The organism is Brevundimonas sp. Bb-A, assembly GCF_009394735.1.
Lineage (GTDB): Bacteria > Pseudomonadota > Alphaproteobacteria > Caulobacterales > Caulobacteraceae > Brevundimonas > Brevundimonas aurantiaca.
On the sequence record NZ_CP045456.1, the window covers coordinates 3126229 to 3145309 of the forward strand.

Here is a 19081-nt window from a genome sequence, read left to right on the forward strand (position 1 = left end):
GGCCCGACGAACGAAGACCGTTCGCGCCGATGGGAAGCGGAATGCAACAGACGAACATGGTCCCAACGGCTGTGAGTGGCTGGACTGTGGCGTCTCGCTTCCGCGCCAAACAGGCGGCGCAACGGCTGGCGACGGCGGCGGCGACCGCCCTGGTCGTGACGCCGATGCTGGGTTGGCGGCTCTCGCTGCTCTGGCTGCTGATCTACGGCCTGGCCCAGACGGTGGAATGGGCGGTCCTGCGCATGGCTTCACGCGCGCCCGACGCTCGCCTACGGAAAATCCCGACCTGCGCCGCGATCCTGATCAGCGCCGCGACCTTCGGCGGCCTGTCCATTCCCATGTGGCTGATGGGCGGCGCAATGGGCGGCCTGTGCGCGGCCCTGATGCTGCCGGCGCAGATGCTGTTTTCGATGATCAACGCGCCCCGATCCAAGATGCTTCTGGCTGCGACCCTTTCGCCGCCGATGCTGTATCTGCTGTCCACGCCGTTCTTCGCCGCCCATTTCGGGGCCGGCGTCTCGGTCATCATGACCGCCTCTGCGGCCGTGGTGATGTTCGTCATCTTCACCGTGCTCAGTTGGCAAATCATCAGCGAGACGGCCGAAAAGCGCCAGCGGGCGCGCGACGAGGCGGATCGGCTGCGGCGGCAGGCCGAACAGAATCTGGCGGCCCATACCGCCTTCCTGGCGGCGATCGGCCATGATCTGCGCACCCCGATCGGCGCCATCCTGACCGGCGCGGCCGAGCTTCAGGCGGCCGACGCCGCTTCTCGCGCCAACACCGCCCTGATCACCGACGCGGGCCTCATGATGAAGGCCCTGCTGGACGATCTTTTGGACCACACCCGCATCGGCGCCGGCCGGATGAAGGTCGAGGTGGTGGATTTCGATCTGCGCGCCATGCTGGCCCAGACCCTGCGTCTGTGGCGCGGACCGATCGAGGCCAAGGGCCTGACCTTGCGGGTCGAGGGCGCCGCCCAGATGCCGCGCGACGTCAAAGGCGATCCCATGCGGATCCGTCAGGTGCTGAACAATCTGATGTCCAATGCGGTCAAGTTCACCGCCGAGGGACAGATCACCCTGCGCCTTGAGGCCTGGCCGGAAGAGCCGTCCGGCTATGCCCTTCTGTTCGAAGTCGCCGATACGGGTCCGGGCCTGACCGCCGAGCAGATGGAGCGCCTCTTCAACCCCTTCGATCAGACGGCCGAAGGCGTCGGCGCACAGTTCGGCGGCTCGGGCCTGGGCCTGTCCATCAGCCGGGATCTGACCGAGTTGATGGGGGGACGGCTGACGGCGCGCAGCGCCCCCGGCCAGGGCGCGCGCTTCACCGTGTCTCTGTTCCTGCCGGCCGGCCGGGCGACGGAGCGAACGGCTCCAGCGGCCCGGGGGCTGACGGCCCGCCCCGACGCGCTGGCCCTGCCCCTTGCCGCTCCGCCTATTGCGCCCCCTGCCGAAGACGTCCCAGCGCCGGCCGCCGAGACGCCGCCCGTCGAGACGCCGGCCGCGCCGCCTCCGCCCGAAGAGGCCGACCGTCCGTTGAAGCTGCTGGTGGTCGATGACCACGACATCAACCGTCGCGCGGTTCAGCTGATCCTCGAGCCCCTGGGCTGCGACATCGTCACCGCCTCCGACGGGGTGATCGCCTTGCAACGCTGCGCCGAAGTCGTCTTCGACGTCATCTTCATGGACGTGCGCATGCCCGAGCTTGATGGGCGCGAGACCACCCGCCGGCTGCGCGCCGGCGACGGTCCGAACGCCCGAACACCCGTTGTGGCCGTGACGGCGGATTCCGCGCCGGAAGACATCGCCGCCTGCCAAGCCGCCGGCATGGCCTATTTCGTCTCCAAGCCCCTGACGCCGCCGGCCCTGTTCGCAGCGCTACAGCATGTGTTGGACGACGCGGCCCAGGACGCAGGCGCTGCAACGCCTCAGCCTTCGACCTCAGACGTCGACGCGGCCTGACCCTTGATCTCGGCGACCAGCCGAGCGGCGAAATCGGGTGTGCGCAGGTCACACTCCCATACGATCACCACCCGCCAGCCGTCGGCCGTCAGGGTCTCGGCCGATCGCGCGTCTCTGGCGCGGTTGCGGGCGATCTTGCCGCCCCAGTAGTCGGCGTTGGCCTTGGGCTTGCGCGATCCTCGCGGACAGTCATGGCCGTGCCAGAAGCAGCCGTGGACGAAGACGGCGACCCGCCGCCCTTTCATTGTCAGATCCGGCCGTCCCGCCAGCCCCTGGCCGCCTAGCCGATAGCCGATCCCGGCCGCGCGCAGCACCCTGCGCACGGCCAGTTCGGGCGAGGTGTCCCGCCCCTTGACGCGGCGCATCACCGCGCTGCGCTTCTCGGGGCTGAAGACGTCCGTCGTCATGCGTGTTGGGCCGCGCTCAAAATGCGAGGCGTCGGCGCGGCCCGATCCCGATCAGAGTTGGGCCAGCAGATGCTCGGCCGAGGAGACCTTGAACTCGCCGCCCTGTTCGACGTTCAGCTCGGTCACGACGCCGTCCTTGACCAGCATCGAATAGCGTTGCGACCGCTCGCCCAGGCCGAAGCCCGAGCCGTCGAGCACCAGGCCGAGCGCGCGGGTCAGTTCGCCGTTGCCGTCCGCCAGCATGACGATCGAGCCGTCTTCCACGCCCTGGCTCTCGGCCCAGGCCTTCATCACAAAGGCGTCGTTGACGGAGAGGCAGGCGACGACGTCGACGCCCTTGCCCTTGAAGGCGTCCAGATTGTCCTTGAAGCCCGGCAGGTGACGGGCCGAGCAGGTGGGGGTGAAGGCGCCGGGGACGGCGAACAGCGCCACGGTCTTGCCGGCGAAGACGTCGGCGGTGTTGACGGGCTTGGGGCCTTCCGCCGTGGCCTGGGCGAAGGTCGCCTCGGGAATGCGGTCGCCGATCTGGATGGTCATGAAATCTCTCCGCGCGGGTTGGCTTGGGTGCGCCTGCGACAGATAGCGGCCGACGCCGCCAAGACAAGCTCGGCGCGCTTGCGCCGGGCCCATTCAGCCCCGATTATGGAAACCATGACCGACGCCTCCTCCCTGACGGGCCGTCTTCTGGTCGCCATGCCCGGCATCGGCGATCCCCGGTTCGAACACGCCGTAATTCTGATCTGCGCCCATGGGCCGGACCACGCCATGGGTCTGAGGCTGGACCGGCCCGCCCAGGGAATCGATCTGAAGGCGGTGCTGGACAAGCTGGACGCGCCCGCGCCGGAACAGTCCGTAGGCCGTCCGGTTCTGATGGGCGGGCCGGTCGAGCGCGAACGCGGCTTCGTCCTGCACACCGACGACTGGAGCGTGGGGGACGACACCCTGCCCTTCGGCGACGGCCTGGCCATGACGGGGACGCGCGAGGCCCTGGCGGCGATGACGGATACGGTCATGGGACCGCGCCACGCCACCTTGCTGCTCGGCTACGCCGGCTGGGGCGAGGGGCAGTTGGAAGACGAACTGGCCGATAACGTCTGGCTGACCACGGAAGCGGACCTGGACCTGATCTTCGATAGCGATCACCAGACCAAATGGACCCGCGCCCTGGCGCGCATGGGCGTGGACGCCGGCCGGCTGTCAGCCCAGGGCGGGCGGGCCTGATCGCCGATCAGGCGTCCCCGTCCGCGTCCTCCTCCTCGTCCGGTTGCGCATCCTCGTTCAGCGCGCCGTTCAGAGGTGCGGCGATGCGCGCGGCCAGCAGGCTCAAGACCTTCAAGGCGATGTCCAGCTCTTCCTGAGAGAGGCCCTGGAACAGGATGTCGCGATCCCGCGCCGCCATGGCTTCGGACTGTTCAAGCGCCTGATAGCCCCGAGGCTCCAGCTTGATCGTATTGGCCCGGCCGTCGCCGGGTCGACGCTGTTTGGAAATCAGCCCGTCGGCCAGCAGACGCGCGACGCGACGCGACAGGGTCGGTTCCGAGATTTGAAGACTGGCGGCGAGCTCCGCCTGGGTCATGCCGTCGGGCGCGGTCTTCAGGACGCGAAGAGGAGCTCTTTGGGCGTTCGTATAGCCGGCGGATTTGAAGAGACGGGCGGCGCGCGCTGTAAAACGGCGCGCCACTAGTGCCGTCTTTTGGCTGATCAACAGTTGCGTCAAGGACCTTTGGCTCACATTCTCTCCGTCTGACGCCCCGATACTCAACTGTTCCAATTTACTCTCGACAATGGCATCTTGCATACGTAAGGACCACGCTGAACAGGCTGACGGAAAGGCCGCCGTCAATCACTAAGCATTTTCCAATCCCCTAGTCTGGGGCGCGGATACACGCAAGACTATGTCTCCTTCGAGTTGAAAATTGAGATATAATCTCGCTGAGACGCCTTAGCCATGCAACCGTCCTGCTCCACGATTAAGGCGACAGCGTTTACATCTCCACCACAGTTACCTAAGTAAGAATGCATATTTTGCGACGCTGAATACTTGCGCGCACCACAATGACACCGGGCGCATTCCCCCCTAGCGTGTCGCCAGCGAAATCAGCAGCAGCAGAACCAAAACCAGACAAGCCCCCTGCCAGAACCGCACCGGATCGCGCTCAATCAGCGACAGGGGGCGGGGGGCCGGGGCGGCCGCCGCGCTGCCGGTCTCCAGCACGTGGATCAGTTCCTCGATGTCCTCGAACCGTTCGTCCGGATCGACGGCGACGGCGCGCAGGACGGCGGCCTCCAGCCAGGCGGGCATGTCCGGTCGGCGTCGCCCGGGCGGGGTCGGAGCGCGGTCGAAGCGCGGCGCGTCCGACGGATCCACCTCGCCCCAGGGATAGGCGCCGGTGAACAGCCGGTACAGGGTCACCCCCAAAGCGAACTGGTCGGTGGCGGCGCTCCCGCTTTCGCCGTCGTACATTTCGGGCGCCTTGAAACCGGCCGTGCCCGGCGCCTCGGCCTCGGCGAACTCCTCGGCCCGCTTCAGCCGGGCCACGCCCAGATCGACCAGCTTCAGCCCGCCGTTCGCCTCCAGGATCACATTGTCCGGCTTGATGTCGCGGTGGATCACCCCGGCCCGATGCAGGGCCGCCACCCCCCGCGCCAGCTTCAGGGCCACGCCGATCCCCTCGGCGATCTCGAACGGCCCCTCCTCGGCCAGGCGGGCATGCAGGGTCTGGCCCTGATAGAAGGGCTGGACGATATAGAGCCGGCTCTGGCGCCCCGCATCCGGCGTCAGCACCTTGCCGACGAAGGGGCTGTCGATCCGCCGGCCGATGAAGGCTTCGCGCAGGAAGGCCGTCCTCGCCCCCCGTTCCGACACCGCCGCCGGCTTTGGAAACTTCAGCACCACCCGTTCTTCGCCAGACCGCGCCAGGAACAGCCGCGTATAGCGGCCGTCGGCGACCAGCCGCTCCAGATGAAACCCGTCCACCGCCTCGCCCTGTTTCGGCGGCGGCAGGATGGCCAGGCCCTCGGCCTCGGCGGTGATCGCCTCCCAGTCGGGCGCCCCGACCCGAATGACGTCGAGGATCAGGACGGTGGCGTTGTCGCGCGCCCCCGCCTCGGCGACCTCGTCCAGAATGGCCTGGGCGTCGGCGTCGGGCGATCCACGCCGTGCCAGCAGCCGCGCCAGGGCGGCCTCGTCCAGCACCCCGTGCACCCCGTCCGTGGTCAGCATCAACCGGTCGTGCGGCTGCAGCTCCACATGGCGCACGTCCAGCTTCACGTCCGCCTCGATGCCGACGGCGCGGTACAGCACATGGCTCAGCCCCTGCTGGGCCCGGGTGTGATCCTCGGTCAGCCGGGTCAGCACCCCGTCGCGGAAATGCCAGGCCCGACTGTCCCCCACATGAAGCGCCACCGCCTCACGTCCCCGTAGGATCAGGGCGGTGAAGGTGGTCGCCGCCGCCTCCATGGCCGGATCGATCTTGCCCCGCGCATGGAGCCAGCGGTTGAAGCCCCTCAGCGCCTTGATCCCGTTGGCGGCGATGCCGTTCAGCGGGTTCTGATCCAGATAGCCGTCGATAAAGCTGCGCGTCGTCAGCTCGGCCGCCATCCGCCCAGCCTTCGATCCCGACACCCCGTCGGCGATGACGGCCACGACCCCATGCTCGCGCTGCTCGGCCGCCGTGCCCAGATGCACCCCGCCGAAATCCTGATTGTCCGCCTTCGGCCCTTGCGCGGTGGCGAAACCGGCGGCGATTTCCAGTCTGGCGTCGGTCATGGGTCTCACTGTTCCCCGTTCAACGAACGCCGACAAGGGCCTTGGCGAGGGCGTCTGAACCGCAAGAAACTTCGCCGACCAGCCATGTGTGCAACATAACGAGTTGGCGGGCCGCTGCACCTCTGGCGGCAAGCGACGCCGGAACCCCCTCAGCGACACGCGATTCGGCAAACCCTTCTATCATCGCGGCCAGTCTGCGCTGAAGCCGCGCCGACAATGGGGGCTCGAAGAGGTGACGAACGAGCGCGCGCCTTTCCCAAAGGTGATCCAACATAATACGCAAGCGCGCGGTATTGCCCCGTCCTGCGCCGGCCAGCGCCAAGGGCGCGAGGATCGGCTCCACGACGGCTTCAAGCACTGCCGTCTTGCTGGGAAAATGCTCATAGAAGGTCGACCGCCCGACGCCGGCGGCCTGGATCAGATCCGTCGTTCGGATGGCGGCGTACCGCCGATCAGACATCAGGCGGATCAGGGCGTCGGTAATCGCCTGCCGCGTGTTCTTGCGGCGCCCGTCCCCCCCCTGTGTCTCGTCCTCGATCATGCAGACAACCTAGACGACCCGAGGCGCAGCAGTCAGGGCTTTCCAGGGTTTCCGGACAAGATGGGCCGACTGTCCGGAAACGGCCGAATAGCTGGCCGCGCGGGTTTCGCGAGGATCGGACACACGGCATCATCGACCCTTAATCGGAGCCGCCAATGACCGCACAACATCACGTCGTCGCCATCGTGCCCGCACGCGACATGGACGTCAGCGAAGCCTTCTATCGCCGCCTCGGCTTCACGGTCGTCAGCGACTATGGCGATTATCGCCTGATGGAAGATGGACGTGGAGGACGTCTTCACCTGAACCTCACGCCCGGCTGGCCCGCCAGGATCGAGGACAACGCCCTTGGCCTCTACCTCTATGTCGAGGATGTGGACGCCGCCGCCGAAAAGGTGCGTGAGCTCATCATCGGCGTCGGGCCGGAAATGAAGCCGTGGGGCATGTACGAGTTCGCCGTCAGCGACCCCAACGGCGCGCTCATTCGCGTGGGTCGAGAACCGGACTGACGCCCTAGGCCGACCGCTGCTTCAGCGGCGCCGTGCCGTCGGCCAGGCTTTCGGCCAGATAGACCTCGGCTTCCTGGGCAGGCAGCGCCGGGGCATAGCCGAAGCCCTGGCCGTAGTGGCACTGGGCTTCCAGCAGCAGGGCGGCCAGTTCGGCGTTCTCGACCCCTTCGGCGACGACCTCCAGCGACAGGTCGCGGCCCAGGTTGACGACCGACTTGACGATCTTGGCCGAGCCCTCGTCCTTGTTCATCGTCAGGACGAAATAGCGGTCGATCTTCAGCGTATCGAACGGCAGGCGCGCCAGGTACGACAGCGACGAGAAGCCGGTGCCGAAATCATCCAGCGCCAGCGACGCCCCCACGTCCTTCAGTGACTGAAGAACCTCGGCGGCGCGGGCGGTGTCGCGCATGATGTCGCCCTCGGTCACCTCCAGCTTCAGGGCGCCGCGGGGCAGGCCCGCCTCCTTGATCACCCGCGCCACGTCCTCGCACAGATGCGGCCGTTCGATCTCGCCGACCGACAGGTTGACGCTGCAAAACAGCTTTCCGGCCAGGGGATGGCGCTGAATCCACTCCGCCAGTTGCCGCGCCGACTGGGTCATCATCAGCAGACCCAGGTCGTTCATCATCCCCAGGTCGGCCGTCAGGCCCAGGAACTCGTCCGGCGGCACCAGGCCCCGCCGGGGATGACGCCAGCGCGCCAGGGCCTCAAAGCCCGCCACGGCGCCGGTCTTCAGGTTCACGATCGGCTGGAAGAAGGGGGTGATCTCGCCGCGCACGAAGGCGTTTCTCAGATCCGCCTCCAGCGCCAGTCGGCTCAGGGAATCGCTTTCCAGGGCGCGCCCATAGGCGGCCGACCCGCCCCGCCCGGCCGCCTTGGCCGATTCCACCGCCAGCTCGACCCGGCGCAGCAGTTCTGAGGCGTCGGGCGCATCCGGCCCGCCCTCGACGATGACGGCGCCGATCGAGACGGTGGGATAGATGTCGAAACCCGCGACCCGCAGCGGCTGTTCCAGCGCCTCGCGCACCCGATAGCTGGTGTGAGAGGCGGTCTTGGGCACGATGATGGCGAACTCGTCCTCGCCGATCCGCGCCGCGGCGGCGTCCTTGGGGAAGGCGGCGGCCAAGCGCGACCCCAGGGCCGACAGCACCAGATCCGTCCGCTCATGGCCCAGGGCCTCGTTCAGACGACGCAGACGGTCCACGTCGCCGACGACCAATTCATATTCGCCCGCCTGGGTCAGCACCTCGCCGACGCGGGCGATGAAGGCGCGACGGTCCAGAAGGCCGGTCAGGGTGTCGCGGTCCGAACCGGTGAACTTGGCCTCCAGCGCGACGACGCCGGCGGCGCGAAGGCCGTCCTCAAGCCAGACCCCGCGCCACAGGCAGGTCTCGGCGCCGCGCATCCGCAGGCGCACCGCGATTTCGGCGCCCTCCTCCTGCGGCTTCAGCATCTTCTCGGCCAGCGACCGATCCTGCGGCAGGGTCGAGGCGACAAAGCCGGCGCCCGAACATTCCGGCGCCAGGGGCCCCAGCCCCAGGGCGCGGGTCGCACCGGTGAAACGCAGCTGATCCTCGGCCGGAGTCCAGACCCACAGGGCCGTATCGGCCGCCGCCAGGGCCTCGATGGCGGCGGTGGCGTCCCAGGCCAGCGAGCGGGGTCGCGCGTTCACAGCTGTCGTTCCCTCAAGACGACCCCCGGTCGCCGCGATCAAACTCGTCCTCCACGAGGCCGAACAGCAGATGATCTGCCCAATCGCCGTTAATTTTCAAATAAGCGCGGGCCAGACCCTCGTGCCGAAAACCCGATTTCTCAAGAACGCGACGCGATCCGTGGTTGCTGGGCAGGCAGGCGGCCTCCAAACGGTGCAGTTTAAGCCGCTCGAAACTGTAGGCGACCACGGCGCGCACCGCCGCCGTTCCATGGCCGCGCCCAGCGAAGGGCTGACCGATCCAATAGCCCAGGGTGCCCGTCTCGGCCACGCCGCGCCGCACGTTCGACAGGGTCACGGCTCCGACCAGGGTCTTGCCGTCCTCGATGAAGATGAAGAAGGGCCAGGCGTTTCCCAGCTCCATTTCCCGCGCATAGATGGACAGCCGGCGTCGAAAGGCGCCCTTGCTCAGATCGTCCTCGGGCCAGGCCGGCTCCCACGGCTGGAGATAGTCGCGCGACCCGTCGCGCAACCGCGACCACGCCCCATAGTCCGCAGCGCGCGGGGGGCGCAGCAGCACGCCCTCGCCCCGGACAACCGGCCCGGCCACATCGCTCATCCAGTCCAGCAGCGCCATCGCCTCCAGCGTAAAGCATGAACGCGAGGGGTGAAACCCGGCCGCAGGCTTCCGGCGACGGAGATTCCGCCTTGGAGCCGTTGAACGGACAAAGCCGGCAAGGAGACCACCCATGGCCGCATCCGCCTTCGAGGCCGCCGTCGCCGTGACCCGGCTGGGCCTGGGCGCGCGTCCCGGCGAGATCGACCGCGTCGCCGCCGATCCCAGAGGCTGGGCGCTGGGTCAGATCCGGGCCGAAGGTGCGCCCCAACCCTCCGGCGCCGCCGTCTCGACCGCTGAACGGATGGAGGCCTTCCTGGCCTATCAGGCCAGCGGGACCGGCCGGCGCGAGGCGGCGGCGCCCGGCGGCGCGCCCGATCCGACGGCCGAGGCCGCGCGTCAGGCCCGGCAGGCGGCGCGGCGCGCCATAACCGAGGACACGGCCCGCGGCTTTCTGGATCGCGTTCGGCTGGGCCTGGAGACCGACCAGGGGTTCGCCGAGCGCTGGGCCCTGTTCTGGGCCAACGCCCTGACCGTCTCGGCCGCCAAATTCACCGCCGGCGCCTTCGTCGACACCTATGAGCGCGAAGCCATTCGCCCCCATGTCTTCGGCCGGTTCGAGGATCTGGTCCTCGCCGCCGAACAGCATCCGGCCATGCTTCTGTACCTTGATCAGGCGCGGTCGGCCGGACCGGACAGCCGAGCCGGCGCGCGCCGCAGGCTGGGGCTGAACGAGAATCTGGCCCGCGAAATGCTGGAGCTGCACACGGTCGGCGCCGACGGCGGCTATGATCAGGCCGACGTCACCGAATTGGCCCGCGCCCTGACGGGATGGTCGATCCCCCGCCAGCAGGATCGGCAAAGGGCGGACGGCGGCGGCTTCGTCTTCCGCCCCGAGATTCACGAACCCGGCGTCCGAACGGTCATGGGCCGGACCTACGCCCAGACCGGCCGCCGACAGGGCGAGGCCATATTGCGGGATCTGGCGCGCCATCCGGCCACGGCCAAGCGGCTGTCGCGGCGGATCGCGGCCCATTTCGTCGCCGACGATCCGCCCCCGGCCCTGGTCGCTCGGCTCGAGGCCGCCTGGACCGGATCTCAAGGCGATCTGGCTGAGGTCGCCCGCGCCCTGATCGAAGCGCCCGAGACCTGGACGCCCCAGGCCGCCAAGATCAAGACGCCCTATGAGTTCGTCGTCTCGGCCGGACGGGCTCTGGATGAAGGCCCCCGACGCCCCGCGCTTCTGCGACAGGCGCTGATCGCCATGGGCCAGCCGCCCTTCGCGCCGCCGTCACCCGAGGGCTGGCCCGACACGGCCGCCGACTGGGCCGGGCCCGACGCCTTGGTCAAGCGGTTGAACTGGGCGCGGACCACCGCCGGCGCCGCCGTCGTCACCGATGTGAACGCCGTCGCCCTCTCCGCCCTGGGCCGCCGAATGGGCGAGCGCACCCGCTCGGCCGTCGCCCGGGCCGAGAGTCGGCCCGAGGCCCTGACCCTTCTTCTGATGTCGCCGGAGTTCCAGCGCCGATGACCCTCTCGCCCCTCCACCGCCGCGCCTTTCTTGCCGGTTCCGCCGCCGGCCTCAGCCTGGCCTTCGCCGGCCGAACGGCGGCCCAGGCCAGGACGCCCGAGAACAAACTGATCGTGATCATCGCCCGGGGCGCCATGGACGGACTGTCCGTCACCGTCCCCTACGCCGACCCGAACTATGCGGCCCTGCGCGGCGGCCTGGCGGTGGCCCTGCCGGGATCGGCGGACGGGGCTTTAGCGCTGAGCGACGGCTTCGGCCTCCACCCCGCCCTCTCGACCCTGCACGCCCTCCATGGCCGCGGCCAGATGAGGTTCGCCCCCGCCGTGGCCCTGCCCGTGCGGGTCCGGTCGCATTTCGACGCCCAGGACGTTCTGGAGAACGGCGGCGAAGCCCTGCGCCGTCAGGACGACGGCTGGCTGAACCGCGCCATCGTCGCAGCGGGCGGCCAGAGGCTGAAAGGCCTGTCGATCGGCGCTCAGACGCCCCTGATCCTGCGCGGCGAGGCGCCCGTCTCCGGCTGGGCGCCGGGGGGACGAGTGCATGAGGACGACCGGATCGCCGGCCTGCTGCAAGACCTCTATGTCGAGGATCCGCTGCTGGGGCAAAGCCTGGCGCGCGGCCTGGCGACCGAGGAACGCGCGGCCCTCGACGGCGACGGCGGGCGCGTGGGTCGCAACGACGCCCAGGCCCTGGGTCAGGCGGTGGCGCGGCTGATGGCCGGAACCGAGGGGGCGAACGTCGTCGCCCTGTCGCTGGACGGATGGGACACCCACGCCGGCCAGAGGGCGCAGCTCCAGACCCGGCTCACCGGCCTGGACCGGCTGATCGCCGGGCTGGAGAACGGGCTGGGCGAGGACTGGCGGCGCACGGTCGTGGCGGTGGCCACCGAATTCGGCCGCACCGCCCGCGCCAACGGCACGGGGGGCACCGATCACGGCACGGCGTCTTCGCTGATCCTGGCGGGCGGCGCCGTTCGACCGGGCGGCCTGATCGGCGACTGGCCCGGCCTGGCCGACAACCGTCTGTTCGAGGGGCGCGACCTGGCGCCCACCCTGGACGTGCGCGCCGTGTTCAAGGGCGTGCTGCGCGATCACCTGGGCGTGGACCGCGCCCAGCTGGACACGCACGTCTTTCCCGACAGCGCCGCCGAGGCGCCGGCGGTCGACGGCCTGGCCTGATGTCAGGCCGCTTCTGTCAGGCCGCTTCTGTCAGGCCGCTTCGGGCGTCGTCTGCTTGCAGATGCGGTTCAGGTCCGCCCGGATCGAACTGCCCTGGAAGTGCGAAATGTCGGCGCTGGAATAGCCCTCGGCCGACAGGGCCTTGACCACATCGCCGGTGTTCAGACATTCGGGGGTGCGGGCAAGCTGATAGGCGCGCTCGACCACATGGGTGCGATTCATGACGGAAGACCTTTCGTGAGCCGTAACAACGCCTTGGAAGCGCAGCTGTTCCGCCGCTCAGACGCCATAATTCGCCCCGCCTTGCTTTTGTCGGAAAAGCCTGCGCTAATAAGCCTCGTCGATCTCTCTGCGTAACGCCCACTCTCCTTGCGAACGCATGAGTCCAGGCCGATCCCATTCAGACCCGACAGGCCGCAGGGACGTTCCCTCGGTCAACTTCTAACGGAGGTCTCAAAATGGCTACCGGCACTGTCAAATGGTTCAACCCGACCAAGGGTTACGGCTTCATCCAACCCGACGACGGCGGCAAGGACGTCTTCGTCCACATCTCGGCCGTCGAAGGCGCGGGCCTGCGCGGCCTGGATGAAAACCAGAAGGTTTCCTACGAGCTGGAACGCGACAAGCGTTCGGGCAAGGAATCCGCTGGCCAGCTGCAAACCATCGGCTGATTTCAGCTTCACAGCTGATATGGCGACGGCGGCTCCGAAAGGAGCCGCCGTTTTCAATTGGGGCGTCCGCCCTCTTTAAACGCCGTCATCCGGGCGAGACTATTTGGTCTTCTCGATCCACCCCGCGAACGCGTCGAGGAACCCTTTCAGGAACTCCCGCGTCCCCTCGTTCTTCAGCCTCCCATCCTCCTCGTTCAGCAGGCCGGCGACATTGCCCACATAGGCTTCGGGCTGCTGCATGGTCGGCATGTTCAGAAAGACCAGGGGCTGGCGCAGGTGGTGGTTGGCGCCGAAGGCCCCGATGGCGCCGGGCGAGACGCTGACGATGGCGGCCGGCTTGCCCGCCCAGATGCTGTCGCCATAGGGGCGCGAGCCGACGTCCAGGGCGTTCTTCAGCGCCCCAGGGATCGAGCGATTATATTCCGGCGTCACGAACAGCACCGCCTGAACCGCCGCCATATCCGCCCGGAACCGGGTCCAGGCGGCCGGCGGCGTCTCCGTCTCCAGATCGGGATTATACAGCGGCAGATCGCCGATCTCGACCGGCTCCACCTCCAGCTCGGGCGCGGCCATGGCCTTCATCTCCAGCCCGACGGCGCGCGAATAGGAGCCTTTGCGCAGGCTGCCGACGATCAAGGCGACGCGGACGGACATGGGGCGGCTCCGGATTGTGAGGGTCAAGCGTCAGCATAACCGATGACGACGCAGGATGTTCCCCTTAGGCCCTGAACAGCGCCGCCGCGAAGGCCTCGCCCGCCGGCGCCGCCGATTTCGGTCCCAGGACGGCGCTGGCCGCCTGTCGTCCCTCCAACAGACGTGCTCCCGCCGCCCGCACGTCCGCCACCGTCTGCGCTTCCAGCTGTTCGGTCATGGACAGGCTGGAGCGGGGCGCGCCGAAGATCAGGGTCTGGGCGGCGTTGCGGCCGGCCCGGCTCATCGGGTTTTCGTCCGACATCCACAGACCGGCCTTCATCACCGCCTTGGCGCGCGACAGCTCCTTTTCGGTCGGCCCGGTCTCGGCCAGGGCCCGCACCTCGCCCGCCGCCACCTGGGCCAGCTCTTTCGCCCGGTCCGCCGCCGCCCCAGCGTAGATGCCCAGCACCCCGGCGTCCTCATAGGGCTCCTGATAGGCGTCGATGGCGTAGGCCAGGCCCCGCTCCTCGCGCGCGCTCTGGAACAGGCGCGAGGCCATGCCCCCGCCCAGGATTTCGCCAAACAGCCGCATGGCCGACAGGGCCGGATCGGTCGCCGACAGGGCCGGCAGCTGGAACACCAGATTGGCCTGTTCGATCTTGCGCGTCAGGGCCGCATGGCCGCCGACGAACAAGGCCGGCGCCGGCGCCTCGACAGGGGTCGCTACCGCCTCGCCGAACCAGCGCTCGGCCAGGGCCAGCAGCTCGCCCTCCTCCACCGCGCCCGACACCGACACCACCATCCGGTCGGGCGAATAGAGCCGCGCGCGCCAGGCCTCGACCGCCGCCCTGTCCGCCGGTTTCAGGCTGTCGACCGAGCCCAGGATCGGCCGCCCCAGCGGCTGGCCGGCGAAGGCTCGCGTCTGGGCCATTTCGAACACATGGTCGTCGGGCGTGTCGAAGGCCTCGGCGATCTCCTGGGCCACCACGTCCTTTTCGCGCTCGATCTCGGCCGGGTCGAGCGTGGGGCGGAACACCAGGTCCGACAGCACCTGCATGGCCAGCGGCAGCGACCCGTCCAGCCCCCGCACCTCGAAGCTGGTCCGCTCATAGCCGGTCGAGGCGTTGATCGTGCCGCCCTCGGCCTCGATCCGTTCGACGATCTCGCGGGCGGCCATGTCGCCGGCGCCCTTGAACACCAGATGCTCCAGCAGGTGCGACCAGCCGGAGCGATCCTCGGGCTCCCACCGCGCCCCGCCCTTGACGGTGACGACGACGGCGAGGGTCTTCAGGCCGGGCATAGGATCGCAGATGACGCGGACGCCGTTGGACAGGGTGTGCAGGGAAGCGGTCAGGAGATGTCCTTCTTATTCCGACGTCGGAGCAAGGCGACATAGAAGCCCAGGAGCGCGACCGCCAGTCCGAACCAGGTCAGGGCGTAGCCGAAATGATTGTTGGAAAAGGCCGCGGGCGGGGCGGAGGGCGTCAGGGCCGCAAACTCGGGATTGGTCTGGGTCACGGCGAACACCGCCTCGGGCCGCACCGACCCCTGAACCTTCAGAGCCTGGGCCATGGCGGCGGTGTCGCGCGCATAGAAGCGCCCGTTCGCCGGGGCCGGCGTCAGCCCGCCCGGCGGATCGAAGCGGCGGAACTCGCCGATCAGCACCAGGGGCAGGCTGGTCTCGATCACGCGCGGACGGGCCGAGACCCCGTCGGCGACGAAGCCCCGGTCGATCAGCAGGCTGAAAGCCGCTCCCGCCGGTTTGCACGCCGAGATCAGCCGCACCCCCGCCTGGCCCTCATGGATGGACTGAAGCTCGACATAGGGGGCGGTCGCCAGACCCGGACAGACGATCAGCGCCTTCCTGAACTCCAGGTCGCCGTCCGCCAGCACCTGATCCAGGGGCTCAGGCGGCTTGGCCGCCGCCGCCTCGGCCGCCGCGATCAGCCCTTCCTTCCACTTCAGCCGCTCGACCTGCCACAGACCCAGGCCGATCAGCAGGACCAGGGCCGCAGCCGTCGCCAGCGTCAGTATCCAAGGAAACCGCCTCACGTCTGATTCCTGTATTGCAGACCGATCATCAGCCCACGCCCCGGCCGCATCAGGGCCAGCGACAGGACGACCACCAGCGGCAGCCAGACGACCAGATGCAGCCACATCGGCGGATGGTATTTGATCTCAACGACCAGGGCCGAGAAGCCGACCGCGAAGCCGGCGATCTGCATGATGAAGCTGGCCGGGCCGTCGCCGGTCTGGATGGTCGAAAAGTCGAGGCCGCAGGTGTCGCATCCCGGCCGCACCTTCAGAAAGCCCGCAAACAGCCGCCCCTGACCACAGCGCGGGCAGCGCCCTTTCAGCCCCGCCCGCACGGCGGAAACGGCGACGGCGGGAGACGATGGCTCGCCCCCCGCCGCCGGGATCTTGTCCGTGGTGTCCGGGATCAACCGAAGACGACGTAGACGAAGGCGAACAGGAACAGCCAGACCACGTCCACGAAATGCCAGTACCAGGCCGCCGCCTCGAAGCCGAAATGCTTCTGCGGGGTGAAGTCGCCGCCCAGCAGACGGATCAGGCAGACGGTCAGGAAGATGGTCCCCACCAGGACGTGGAAGCCGTGGAAGCCCGTCGCCATGAAGAAGATCGAACCATAAAGGCCCGAGTTGACCGCTTCCTCGTTGAAGAACAGGTGCTCGTGCAGGATGTGGTTGTATTCGTAGGCCTGAACGCAGGTGAAGAAGACGCCCAGGATCACCGTGAGGACCAGGGCCAGCTTGGCGCCGCTGCGGTCGCCGACCTGGATCGCATGGTGGGCCCAGGTCACGGTGCAGCCGCTCAGCAGCAGGGTCACGGTGTTCAGCAGCGGCAGCTGCCACGGCGACAGAACCTCGACCCCCTTGGGCGGCCAGGTGGACCAGGCCTTGGCGGTGTCGGCCCAGGCGCCGACTTCCGGCGTCAGGGCGCGCGATTCGTGGAACAGCGCCATGTCGAAGAACATCCAGAAGAAGGCGACGAAGAACATCACCTCCGACGCGATGAACAGGATCATGCCGTAGCGCAGGCCGATCGAAACGACCGGCGTATGGTCCCCGCCCTTGGATTCCTTGATCACGTCCGACCACCAGCCGAACATCGACACCAGCACCCCCGCCAGACCGGCGAAGAAGACGCCCGGCTTGCCCTCGGCCAGGAAGTTGGCGGCGATCGGACCGTTTTCGGCCGGGGCCAGCCCCTTCATCCAGATGACGGCGCCGATGAACATGATCGTCGCGGCGATCGAGGACACCAGCGGCCACGGACTGGGCGGCACGAGGTGATAGTCGTGATGCGGAGCGGCGTGCGCGTCGGCCATGCGTTTCATCTCTATCTTGGGCTGGCGATGAACTCGCCTTATTGGCCAGCTATAACGCCGGCCTTTGCAACACGCCAGTGGATCGCCGCCTTTCCGCCGGAATCGGGACGAGTCCTAGGGTCACGGGGTTGGGGGTGGCGCTAAGGCCGCGCCTCCAGGGCGGCGAACGCCTTGGCCGCGAACACCGACAGCGGCTGCGGCAGGGCGTCGAGCGCGAACCAGCCGATGTCCGACAGCTTGTCCGGCTCAGTCAGCCGGGGCTCGCCGGCGAAATCGCGCGTGACATACATCAGCGACAGCCAGTGCTGCCCGTCCGTCGCGATGATCTCTTCGGTCCAGCACAGGAAGTCGACGGCGCCGATCGTCAGGCCGCTCTCCTCCTCCGCCTCACGCCGAGCGGCGTCTGCGGACCGTTCGCCCTGATCGACCTTGCCGCCCACGATGTTCCAATGCCCCGCCTCTGGCGCCTTCACTCGTTTGCAGAGCAACACCTGTCCGTCGGCCCGCTGAATCACCAGACCGCAGCCGACGCCGGGAAAGTCGACGCCGGGACGGGCCATCAGGCGTTCGGCCCCGTCGGCGCATCGACCGACGGATAGAAGGTGTAGCTCAGGGTGATTTCGCGCGCGCCCTTGGCCTCGCGGTCGGTGGCCAGTTCGGGGGCGATGAAATACTGGACCGGGAACTGGCGCGTCTCGCCCGCCGCCAGGGTCTGATCCTGGAAGCAGAAACATTGCAGCTTCTGGAAATAGGGGCCGGTGTATTCCGGCACGACGTTGTATCCGGCCCGCACCTGGATCGGCTGGTCCGAGGTGTTGGTGACGTCGAAATAGGCCAGGCCCGTGGCCCCGATCCGCACCCTCTGGGTCGTCTGTTCGGCGCGGAAGGTCATCGGCAGGCCGCCGCGCACATTGGTGTCGAACCGCACCAGCACCGTCTGGTCCAGCACCGTGTCCGGCGCCTTGTCCGCCCGCCGCACCGTGCCGTCGAAGCCTGTGACCTGACAGAACATCCGATAAAGCGGCACGGCGGCGAAGGCCGCGCCCGTCATCCCCATGACGCCCAGGACGCACAGGATGGCGATCAGATTCTGACGGCCCGGCTTCCTCATTGCGGCCCCGCCGTCGTCGCCGCCTCCAACAGGGCGCGTTCGGCCGCCTGATTCTGCTGCAGACGCAGGACGGTGGTGGCGAAGACCAGGACGATGAAGGCCACCAGGGCGGCCGCGATCCAGACGTTGCGCCGTTTGCGGGCGCGCAATTCTTCAGGCGTCAGACGCATGGCTCAGACTCCCAGGCCGGCTATCGCCTCGACCAGGAAGGCCGAGAACAGGGCGACCAGATACAGGATCGAAAAGGCGAACAGATCCCGCGCCGGTTTGGCCTGGACCTTGACCTCATACAATGCGGCCTCGCGTCCCACCGTGTCGGCCTTGTCGGACTCGTCGCCGGCGCGCGACCGGTAAAGCCGCCAGGCCAGCCCCAGAAAGGCCAGGCCGCCGCCGACCGACACCACGGCGTAGATCAGCCCGCCCATGCCCACCAGGGCCGGCGCCACGGCCGAGGCGACGAAGATCAGCGAATAGATCAGGATCTGCAGCCGCGTGGACTTGGCCCCCCGCGCCACCGGCATCATCGGTATGCCCGCCTTGGCGTAGTCTCCGGCCGAATAGAGGGCCAGGGCCCAGGAGTGCGGCGGGGTCCACAGGAAGATGATCAGGAACAGCAGCCAGGCCTGCCACGGCGCCTCGCCCGTCGCCGCCGCCCAGCCGATCACCGGCGGAAAGGCGCCCGCCGCCCCGCCGATGACGATGTTCTGAGGCGTCCGCCGCTTCAGCAGCAGGGTGTAGAAGCCGGCGTAATAGACGATGGTCAGGGCCAGCAGCCCCGCCGCGAACCAGTTGGCGTTCATCCCCAGCAGCATGACCGAAAACAGGCTCAGGATGACGCCATAGGCCATCGCATCATTTTTCCGAACGCGCCCCGCCGCCACCGGCCGGCCGCGCGTGCGCCGCATCAGGGCGTCGGTCTCGCCCTCCAGCGCCATGTTCAGCGAACCGGCCGCGCCTGCGCCCACGGCGATGCACAGTATGGCGATGGCGGCGACCAGCGGGTTCATCGACCCCGGCGCCATGACCAGTCCGGTCGCGGCGGTGAAAACCACCACCGACATGACGCGCGGCTTCAGCAGCTGGAAGAAGTCTTCCGGCTGGGCGGTCGAAATCGCGGGACGGTCGTGAACGTCTTGGGACATGGGTGCGGGGGT

23 protein-coding genes are annotated in these 19081 nt (G+C 68.3%); 6 read left to right on the forward strand and 17 right to left on the reverse strand.

What is annotated here, in order from left to right; translation table 11 throughout:
• Window positions 1-41 precede the first annotated feature (41 nt).
• The gene (locus BSP_RS15415) at window positions 42-1961 is read left to right on the forward strand and encodes an ATP-binding protein (protein WP_152950914.1); all 1920 of its coding nucleotides are present in this window, start codon (window positions 42-44) and stop codon (window positions 1959-1961) included.
• On the opposite strand, the gene BSP_RS15420 is transcribed toward BSP_RS15415, so the two are convergent.
• Window positions 1928-2368, reverse strand: coding sequence for a very short patch repair endonuclease (locus tag BSP_RS15420; protein WP_054766583.1), 441 nt, complete (start codon window positions 2366-2368; stop codon window positions 1928-1930). The genes BSP_RS15415 and BSP_RS15420 overlap by 34 nt on opposite strands.
• A gap of 51 nt (window positions 2369-2419) precedes the next feature.
• Window positions 2420-2905, reverse strand: a complete 486-nt coding sequence (locus tag BSP_RS15425) for a peroxiredoxin (protein ID WP_054766584.1) — start codon at window positions 2903-2905, stop codon at window positions 2420-2422.
• Window positions 2906-3019: 114 nt separating this feature from the next.
• Here BSP_RS15425 and BSP_RS15430 point away from each other — a divergent pair, with 114 nt between their 5' ends.
• Window positions 3020-3589 carry a YqgE/AlgH family protein gene (locus tag BSP_RS15430; RefSeq protein WP_152950915.1) on the forward strand — a complete coding sequence of 190 codons (570 nt, stop codon included), beginning with the start codon at window positions 3020-3022 and terminating at the stop codon, window positions 3587-3589.
• Window positions 3590-3596: 7 nt separating this feature from the next.
• Here BSP_RS15430 and BSP_RS15435 read toward each other — a convergent pair whose 3' ends face one another.
• From BSP_RS15435 to BSP_RS15445, 3 genes are all read right to left on the reverse strand, one after another.
• On the reverse strand, window positions 3597-4049 hold the full coding sequence (locus BSP_RS15435) for a MarR family winged helix-turn-helix transcriptional regulator (RefSeq protein WP_054766585.1): 453 nt from the start codon (window positions 4047-4049) through the stop codon (window positions 3597-3599).
• A 396-nt stretch (window positions 4050-4445) separates the two neighbouring features.
• Window positions 4446-6137 (reverse strand): bifunctional protein-serine/threonine kinase/phosphatase, encoded by a 1692-nt coding sequence (locus BSP_RS15440; protein WP_152950917.1) that lies wholly within the window; start codon window positions 6135-6137, stop codon window positions 4446-4448.
• Window positions 6138-6156: 19 nt separating this feature from the next.
• Window positions 6157-6678 (reverse strand): TetR/AcrR family transcriptional regulator, encoded by a 522-nt coding sequence (locus BSP_RS15445; RefSeq protein WP_054766587.1) that lies wholly within the window; start codon window positions 6676-6678, stop codon window positions 6157-6159.
• Between the two features lie 155 nt (window positions 6679-6833).
• Between BSP_RS15445 and BSP_RS15450 the strand changes: the two genes are divergently transcribed.
• Window positions 6834-7187 carry a VOC family protein gene (locus BSP_RS15450; protein WP_054766588.1) on the forward strand — a complete coding sequence of 118 codons (354 nt, stop codon included), beginning with the start codon at window positions 6834-6836 and terminating at the stop codon, window positions 7185-7187.
• 4 nt (window positions 7188-7191) lie between these two features.
• Here BSP_RS15450 and BSP_RS15455 read toward each other — a convergent pair whose 3' ends face one another.
• Both BSP_RS15455 and BSP_RS15460 read right to left on the reverse strand, forming a co-directional pair.
• On the reverse strand, window positions 7192-8859 hold the full coding sequence (locus BSP_RS15455; protein ID WP_152950918.1) for a bifunctional diguanylate cyclase/phosphodiesterase: 1668 nt from the start codon (window positions 8857-8859) through the stop codon (window positions 7192-7194).
• Window positions 8860-8872: 13 nt separating this feature from the next.
• Window positions 8873-9475 carry a GNAT family N-acetyltransferase gene (locus tag BSP_RS15460; RefSeq protein WP_152950919.1) on the reverse strand — a complete coding sequence of 201 codons (603 nt, stop codon included), beginning with the start codon at window positions 9473-9475 and terminating at the stop codon, window positions 8873-8875.
• A 112-nt stretch (window positions 9476-9587) separates the two neighbouring features.
• Here BSP_RS15460 and BSP_RS15465 point away from each other — a divergent pair, with 112 nt between their 5' ends.
• Together BSP_RS15465 and BSP_RS15470 are read left to right on the forward strand one after the other, a co-directional pair.
• Window positions 9588-10985, forward strand: coding sequence for a DUF1800 family protein (locus tag BSP_RS15465; RefSeq protein WP_152950920.1), 1398 nt, complete (start codon window positions 9588-9590; stop codon window positions 10983-10985).
• Entirely contained in the window at window positions 10982-12163 is a 1182-nt protein-coding gene (locus BSP_RS15470) for a DUF1501 domain-containing protein (RefSeq protein WP_152950921.1), read from the forward strand. Before BSP_RS15465 ends, BSP_RS15470 begins: the two co-directional genes overlap by 4 nt.
• A 30-nt stretch (window positions 12164-12193) precedes the next feature.
• Here BSP_RS15470 and BSP_RS15475 read toward each other — a convergent pair whose 3' ends face one another.
• Window positions 12194-12385 carry a hypothetical protein gene (locus tag BSP_RS15475; protein WP_007443424.1) on the reverse strand — a complete coding sequence of 64 codons (192 nt, stop codon included), beginning with the start codon at window positions 12383-12385 and terminating at the stop codon, window positions 12194-12196.
• 236 nt (window positions 12386-12621) lie between these two features.
• Here BSP_RS15475 and BSP_RS15480 point away from each other — a divergent pair, with 236 nt between their 5' ends.
• Window positions 12622-12834, forward strand: a complete 213-nt coding sequence (locus BSP_RS15480) for a cold-shock protein (protein WP_008260410.1) — start codon at window positions 12622-12624, stop codon at window positions 12832-12834.
• A gap of 99 nt (window positions 12835-12933) precedes the next feature.
• Here BSP_RS15480 and BSP_RS15485 read toward each other — a convergent pair whose 3' ends face one another.
• From BSP_RS15485 to cyoE, 9 genes are all read right to left on the reverse strand, one after another.
• The gene (locus BSP_RS15485) at window positions 12934-13488 is read right to left on the reverse strand and encodes an NADPH-dependent FMN reductase (protein WP_152950922.1); all 555 of its coding nucleotides are present in this window, start codon (window positions 13486-13488) and stop codon (window positions 12934-12936) included.
• Window positions 13489-13552: 64 nt separating this feature from the next.
• The gene (locus BSP_RS15490) at window positions 13553-14767 is read right to left on the reverse strand and encodes a pitrilysin family protein (RefSeq protein ID WP_152950923.1); all 1215 of its coding nucleotides are present in this window, start codon (window positions 14765-14767) and stop codon (window positions 13553-13555) included.
• Window positions 14768-14817: 50 nt separating this feature from the next.
• Window positions 14818-15519 (reverse strand): SURF1 family protein, encoded by a 702-nt coding sequence (locus tag BSP_RS15495; RefSeq protein WP_152950924.1) that lies wholly within the window; start codon window positions 15517-15519, stop codon window positions 14818-14820.
• Entirely contained in the window at window positions 15516-15911 is a 396-nt protein-coding gene (locus BSP_RS15500; RefSeq protein ID WP_152950925.1) for a DUF983 domain-containing protein, read from the reverse strand. Before BSP_RS15500 ends, BSP_RS15495 begins: the two co-directional genes overlap by 4 nt.
• Complete coding sequence (locus tag BSP_RS15505; protein WP_152950926.1) at window positions 15908-16816, reverse strand: cytochrome c oxidase subunit 3; 909 nt, start codon at window positions 16814-16816, stop codon at window positions 15908-15910. The genes BSP_RS15500 and BSP_RS15505 overlap by 4 nt, the downstream gene beginning before the upstream one ends.
• Window positions 16817-16956: 140 nt before the next feature.
• Window positions 16957-17376, reverse strand: a complete 420-nt coding sequence (locus tag BSP_RS15510; protein ID WP_152950927.1) for an NUDIX domain-containing protein — start codon at window positions 17374-17376, stop codon at window positions 16957-16959.
• A complete protein-coding gene (locus BSP_RS15515) occupies window positions 17376-17927 on the reverse strand; it encodes a cytochrome c oxidase assembly protein (protein ID WP_152950928.1) in 552 nt (183 codons plus the stop codon). The genes BSP_RS15510 and BSP_RS15515 overlap by 1 nt, the downstream gene beginning before the upstream one ends.
• Window positions 17924-18097 carry a hypothetical protein gene (locus BSP_RS16255; RefSeq protein WP_182714420.1) on the reverse strand — a complete coding sequence of 58 codons (174 nt, stop codon included), beginning with the start codon at window positions 18095-18097 and terminating at the stop codon, window positions 17924-17926. The genes BSP_RS15515 and BSP_RS16255 overlap by 4 nt, the downstream gene beginning before the upstream one ends.
• A 3-nt stretch (window positions 18098-18100) precedes the next feature.
• A complete protein-coding gene (gene cyoE, locus BSP_RS15520; protein WP_227975990.1) occupies window positions 18101-19069 on the reverse strand; it encodes a heme o synthase in 969 nt (322 codons plus the stop codon).
• Window positions 19070-19081 lie beyond the last annotated feature (12 nt).

Excerpts from the sequence above, each read along its gene's own strand:
- BSP_RS15415 (WP_152950914.1), top strand. The coding sequence starts at position 42 with ATGCAACAGACGAACATGGTCCCAACGGCTGTGAGTGGCTGGACTGTG.
- BSP_RS15420 (WP_054766583.1), bottom strand. The coding sequence starts at position 2,368 with ATGACGACGGACGTCTTCAGCCCCGAGAAGCGCAGCGCGGTGATGCGC.
- BSP_RS15425 (WP_054766584.1), bottom strand. The coding sequence starts at position 2,905 with ATGACCATCCAGATCGGCGACCGCATTCCCGAGGCGACCTTCGCCCAG.
- BSP_RS15430 (WP_152950915.1), top strand. The coding sequence starts at position 3,020 with ATGACCGACGCCTCCTCCCTGACGGGCCGTCTTCTGGTCGCCATGCCC.
- BSP_RS15440 (WP_152950917.1), bottom strand. The coding sequence starts at position 6,137 with ATGACCGACGCCAGACTGGAAATCGCCGCCGGTTTCGCCACCGCGCAA.
- BSP_RS15445 (WP_054766587.1), bottom strand. The coding sequence starts at position 6,678 with ATGATCGAGGACGAGACACAGGGGGGGGACGGGCGCCGCAAGAACACG.
- BSP_RS15450 (WP_054766588.1), top strand. The coding sequence starts at position 6,834 with ATGACCGCACAACATCACGTCGTCGCCATCGTGCCCGCACGCGACATG.
- BSP_RS15460 (WP_152950919.1), bottom strand. The coding sequence starts at position 9,475 with ATGGCGCTGCTGGACTGGATGAGCGATGTGGCCGGGCCGGTTGTCCGG.
- BSP_RS15465 (WP_152950920.1), top strand. The coding sequence starts at position 9,588 with ATGGCCGCATCCGCCTTCGAGGCCGCCGTCGCCGTGACCCGGCTGGGC.
- BSP_RS15470 (WP_152950921.1), top strand. The coding sequence starts at position 10,982 with ATGACCCTCTCGCCCCTCCACCGCCGCGCCTTTCTTGCCGGTTCCGCC.
- BSP_RS15475 (WP_007443424.1), bottom strand. The coding sequence starts at position 12,385 with ATGAATCGCACCCATGTGGTCGAGCGCGCCTATCAGCTTGCCCGCACC.
- BSP_RS15480 (WP_008260410.1), top strand. The coding sequence starts at position 12,622 with ATGGCTACCGGCACTGTCAAATGGTTCAACCCGACCAAGGGTTACGGC.
- BSP_RS15485 (WP_152950922.1), bottom strand. The coding sequence starts at position 13,488 with ATGTCCGTCCGCGTCGCCTTGATCGTCGGCAGCCTGCGCAAAGGCTCC.
- BSP_RS15490 (WP_152950923.1), bottom strand. The coding sequence starts at position 14,767 with ATGCCCGGCCTGAAGACCCTCGCCGTCGTCGTCACCGTCAAGGGCGGG.
- BSP_RS15505 (WP_152950926.1), bottom strand. The coding sequence starts at position 16,816 with ATGGCCGACGCGCACGCCGCTCCGCATCACGACTATCACCTCGTGCCG.
- BSP_RS15510 (WP_152950927.1), bottom strand. The coding sequence starts at position 17,376 with ATGGCCCGTCCCGGCGTCGACTTTCCCGGCGTCGGCTGCGGTCTGGTG.
- BSP_RS15515 (WP_152950928.1), bottom strand. The coding sequence starts at position 17,927 with ATGAGGAAGCCGGGCCGTCAGAATCTGATCGCCATCCTGTGCGTCCTG.
- BSP_RS16255 (WP_182714420.1), bottom strand. The coding sequence starts at position 18,097 with ATGCGTCTGACGCCTGAAGAATTGCGCGCCCGCAAACGGCGCAACGTC.
- cyoE (WP_227975990.1), bottom strand. The coding sequence starts at position 19,069 with ATGTCCCAAGACGTTCACGACCGTCCCGCGATTTCGACCGCCCAGCCG.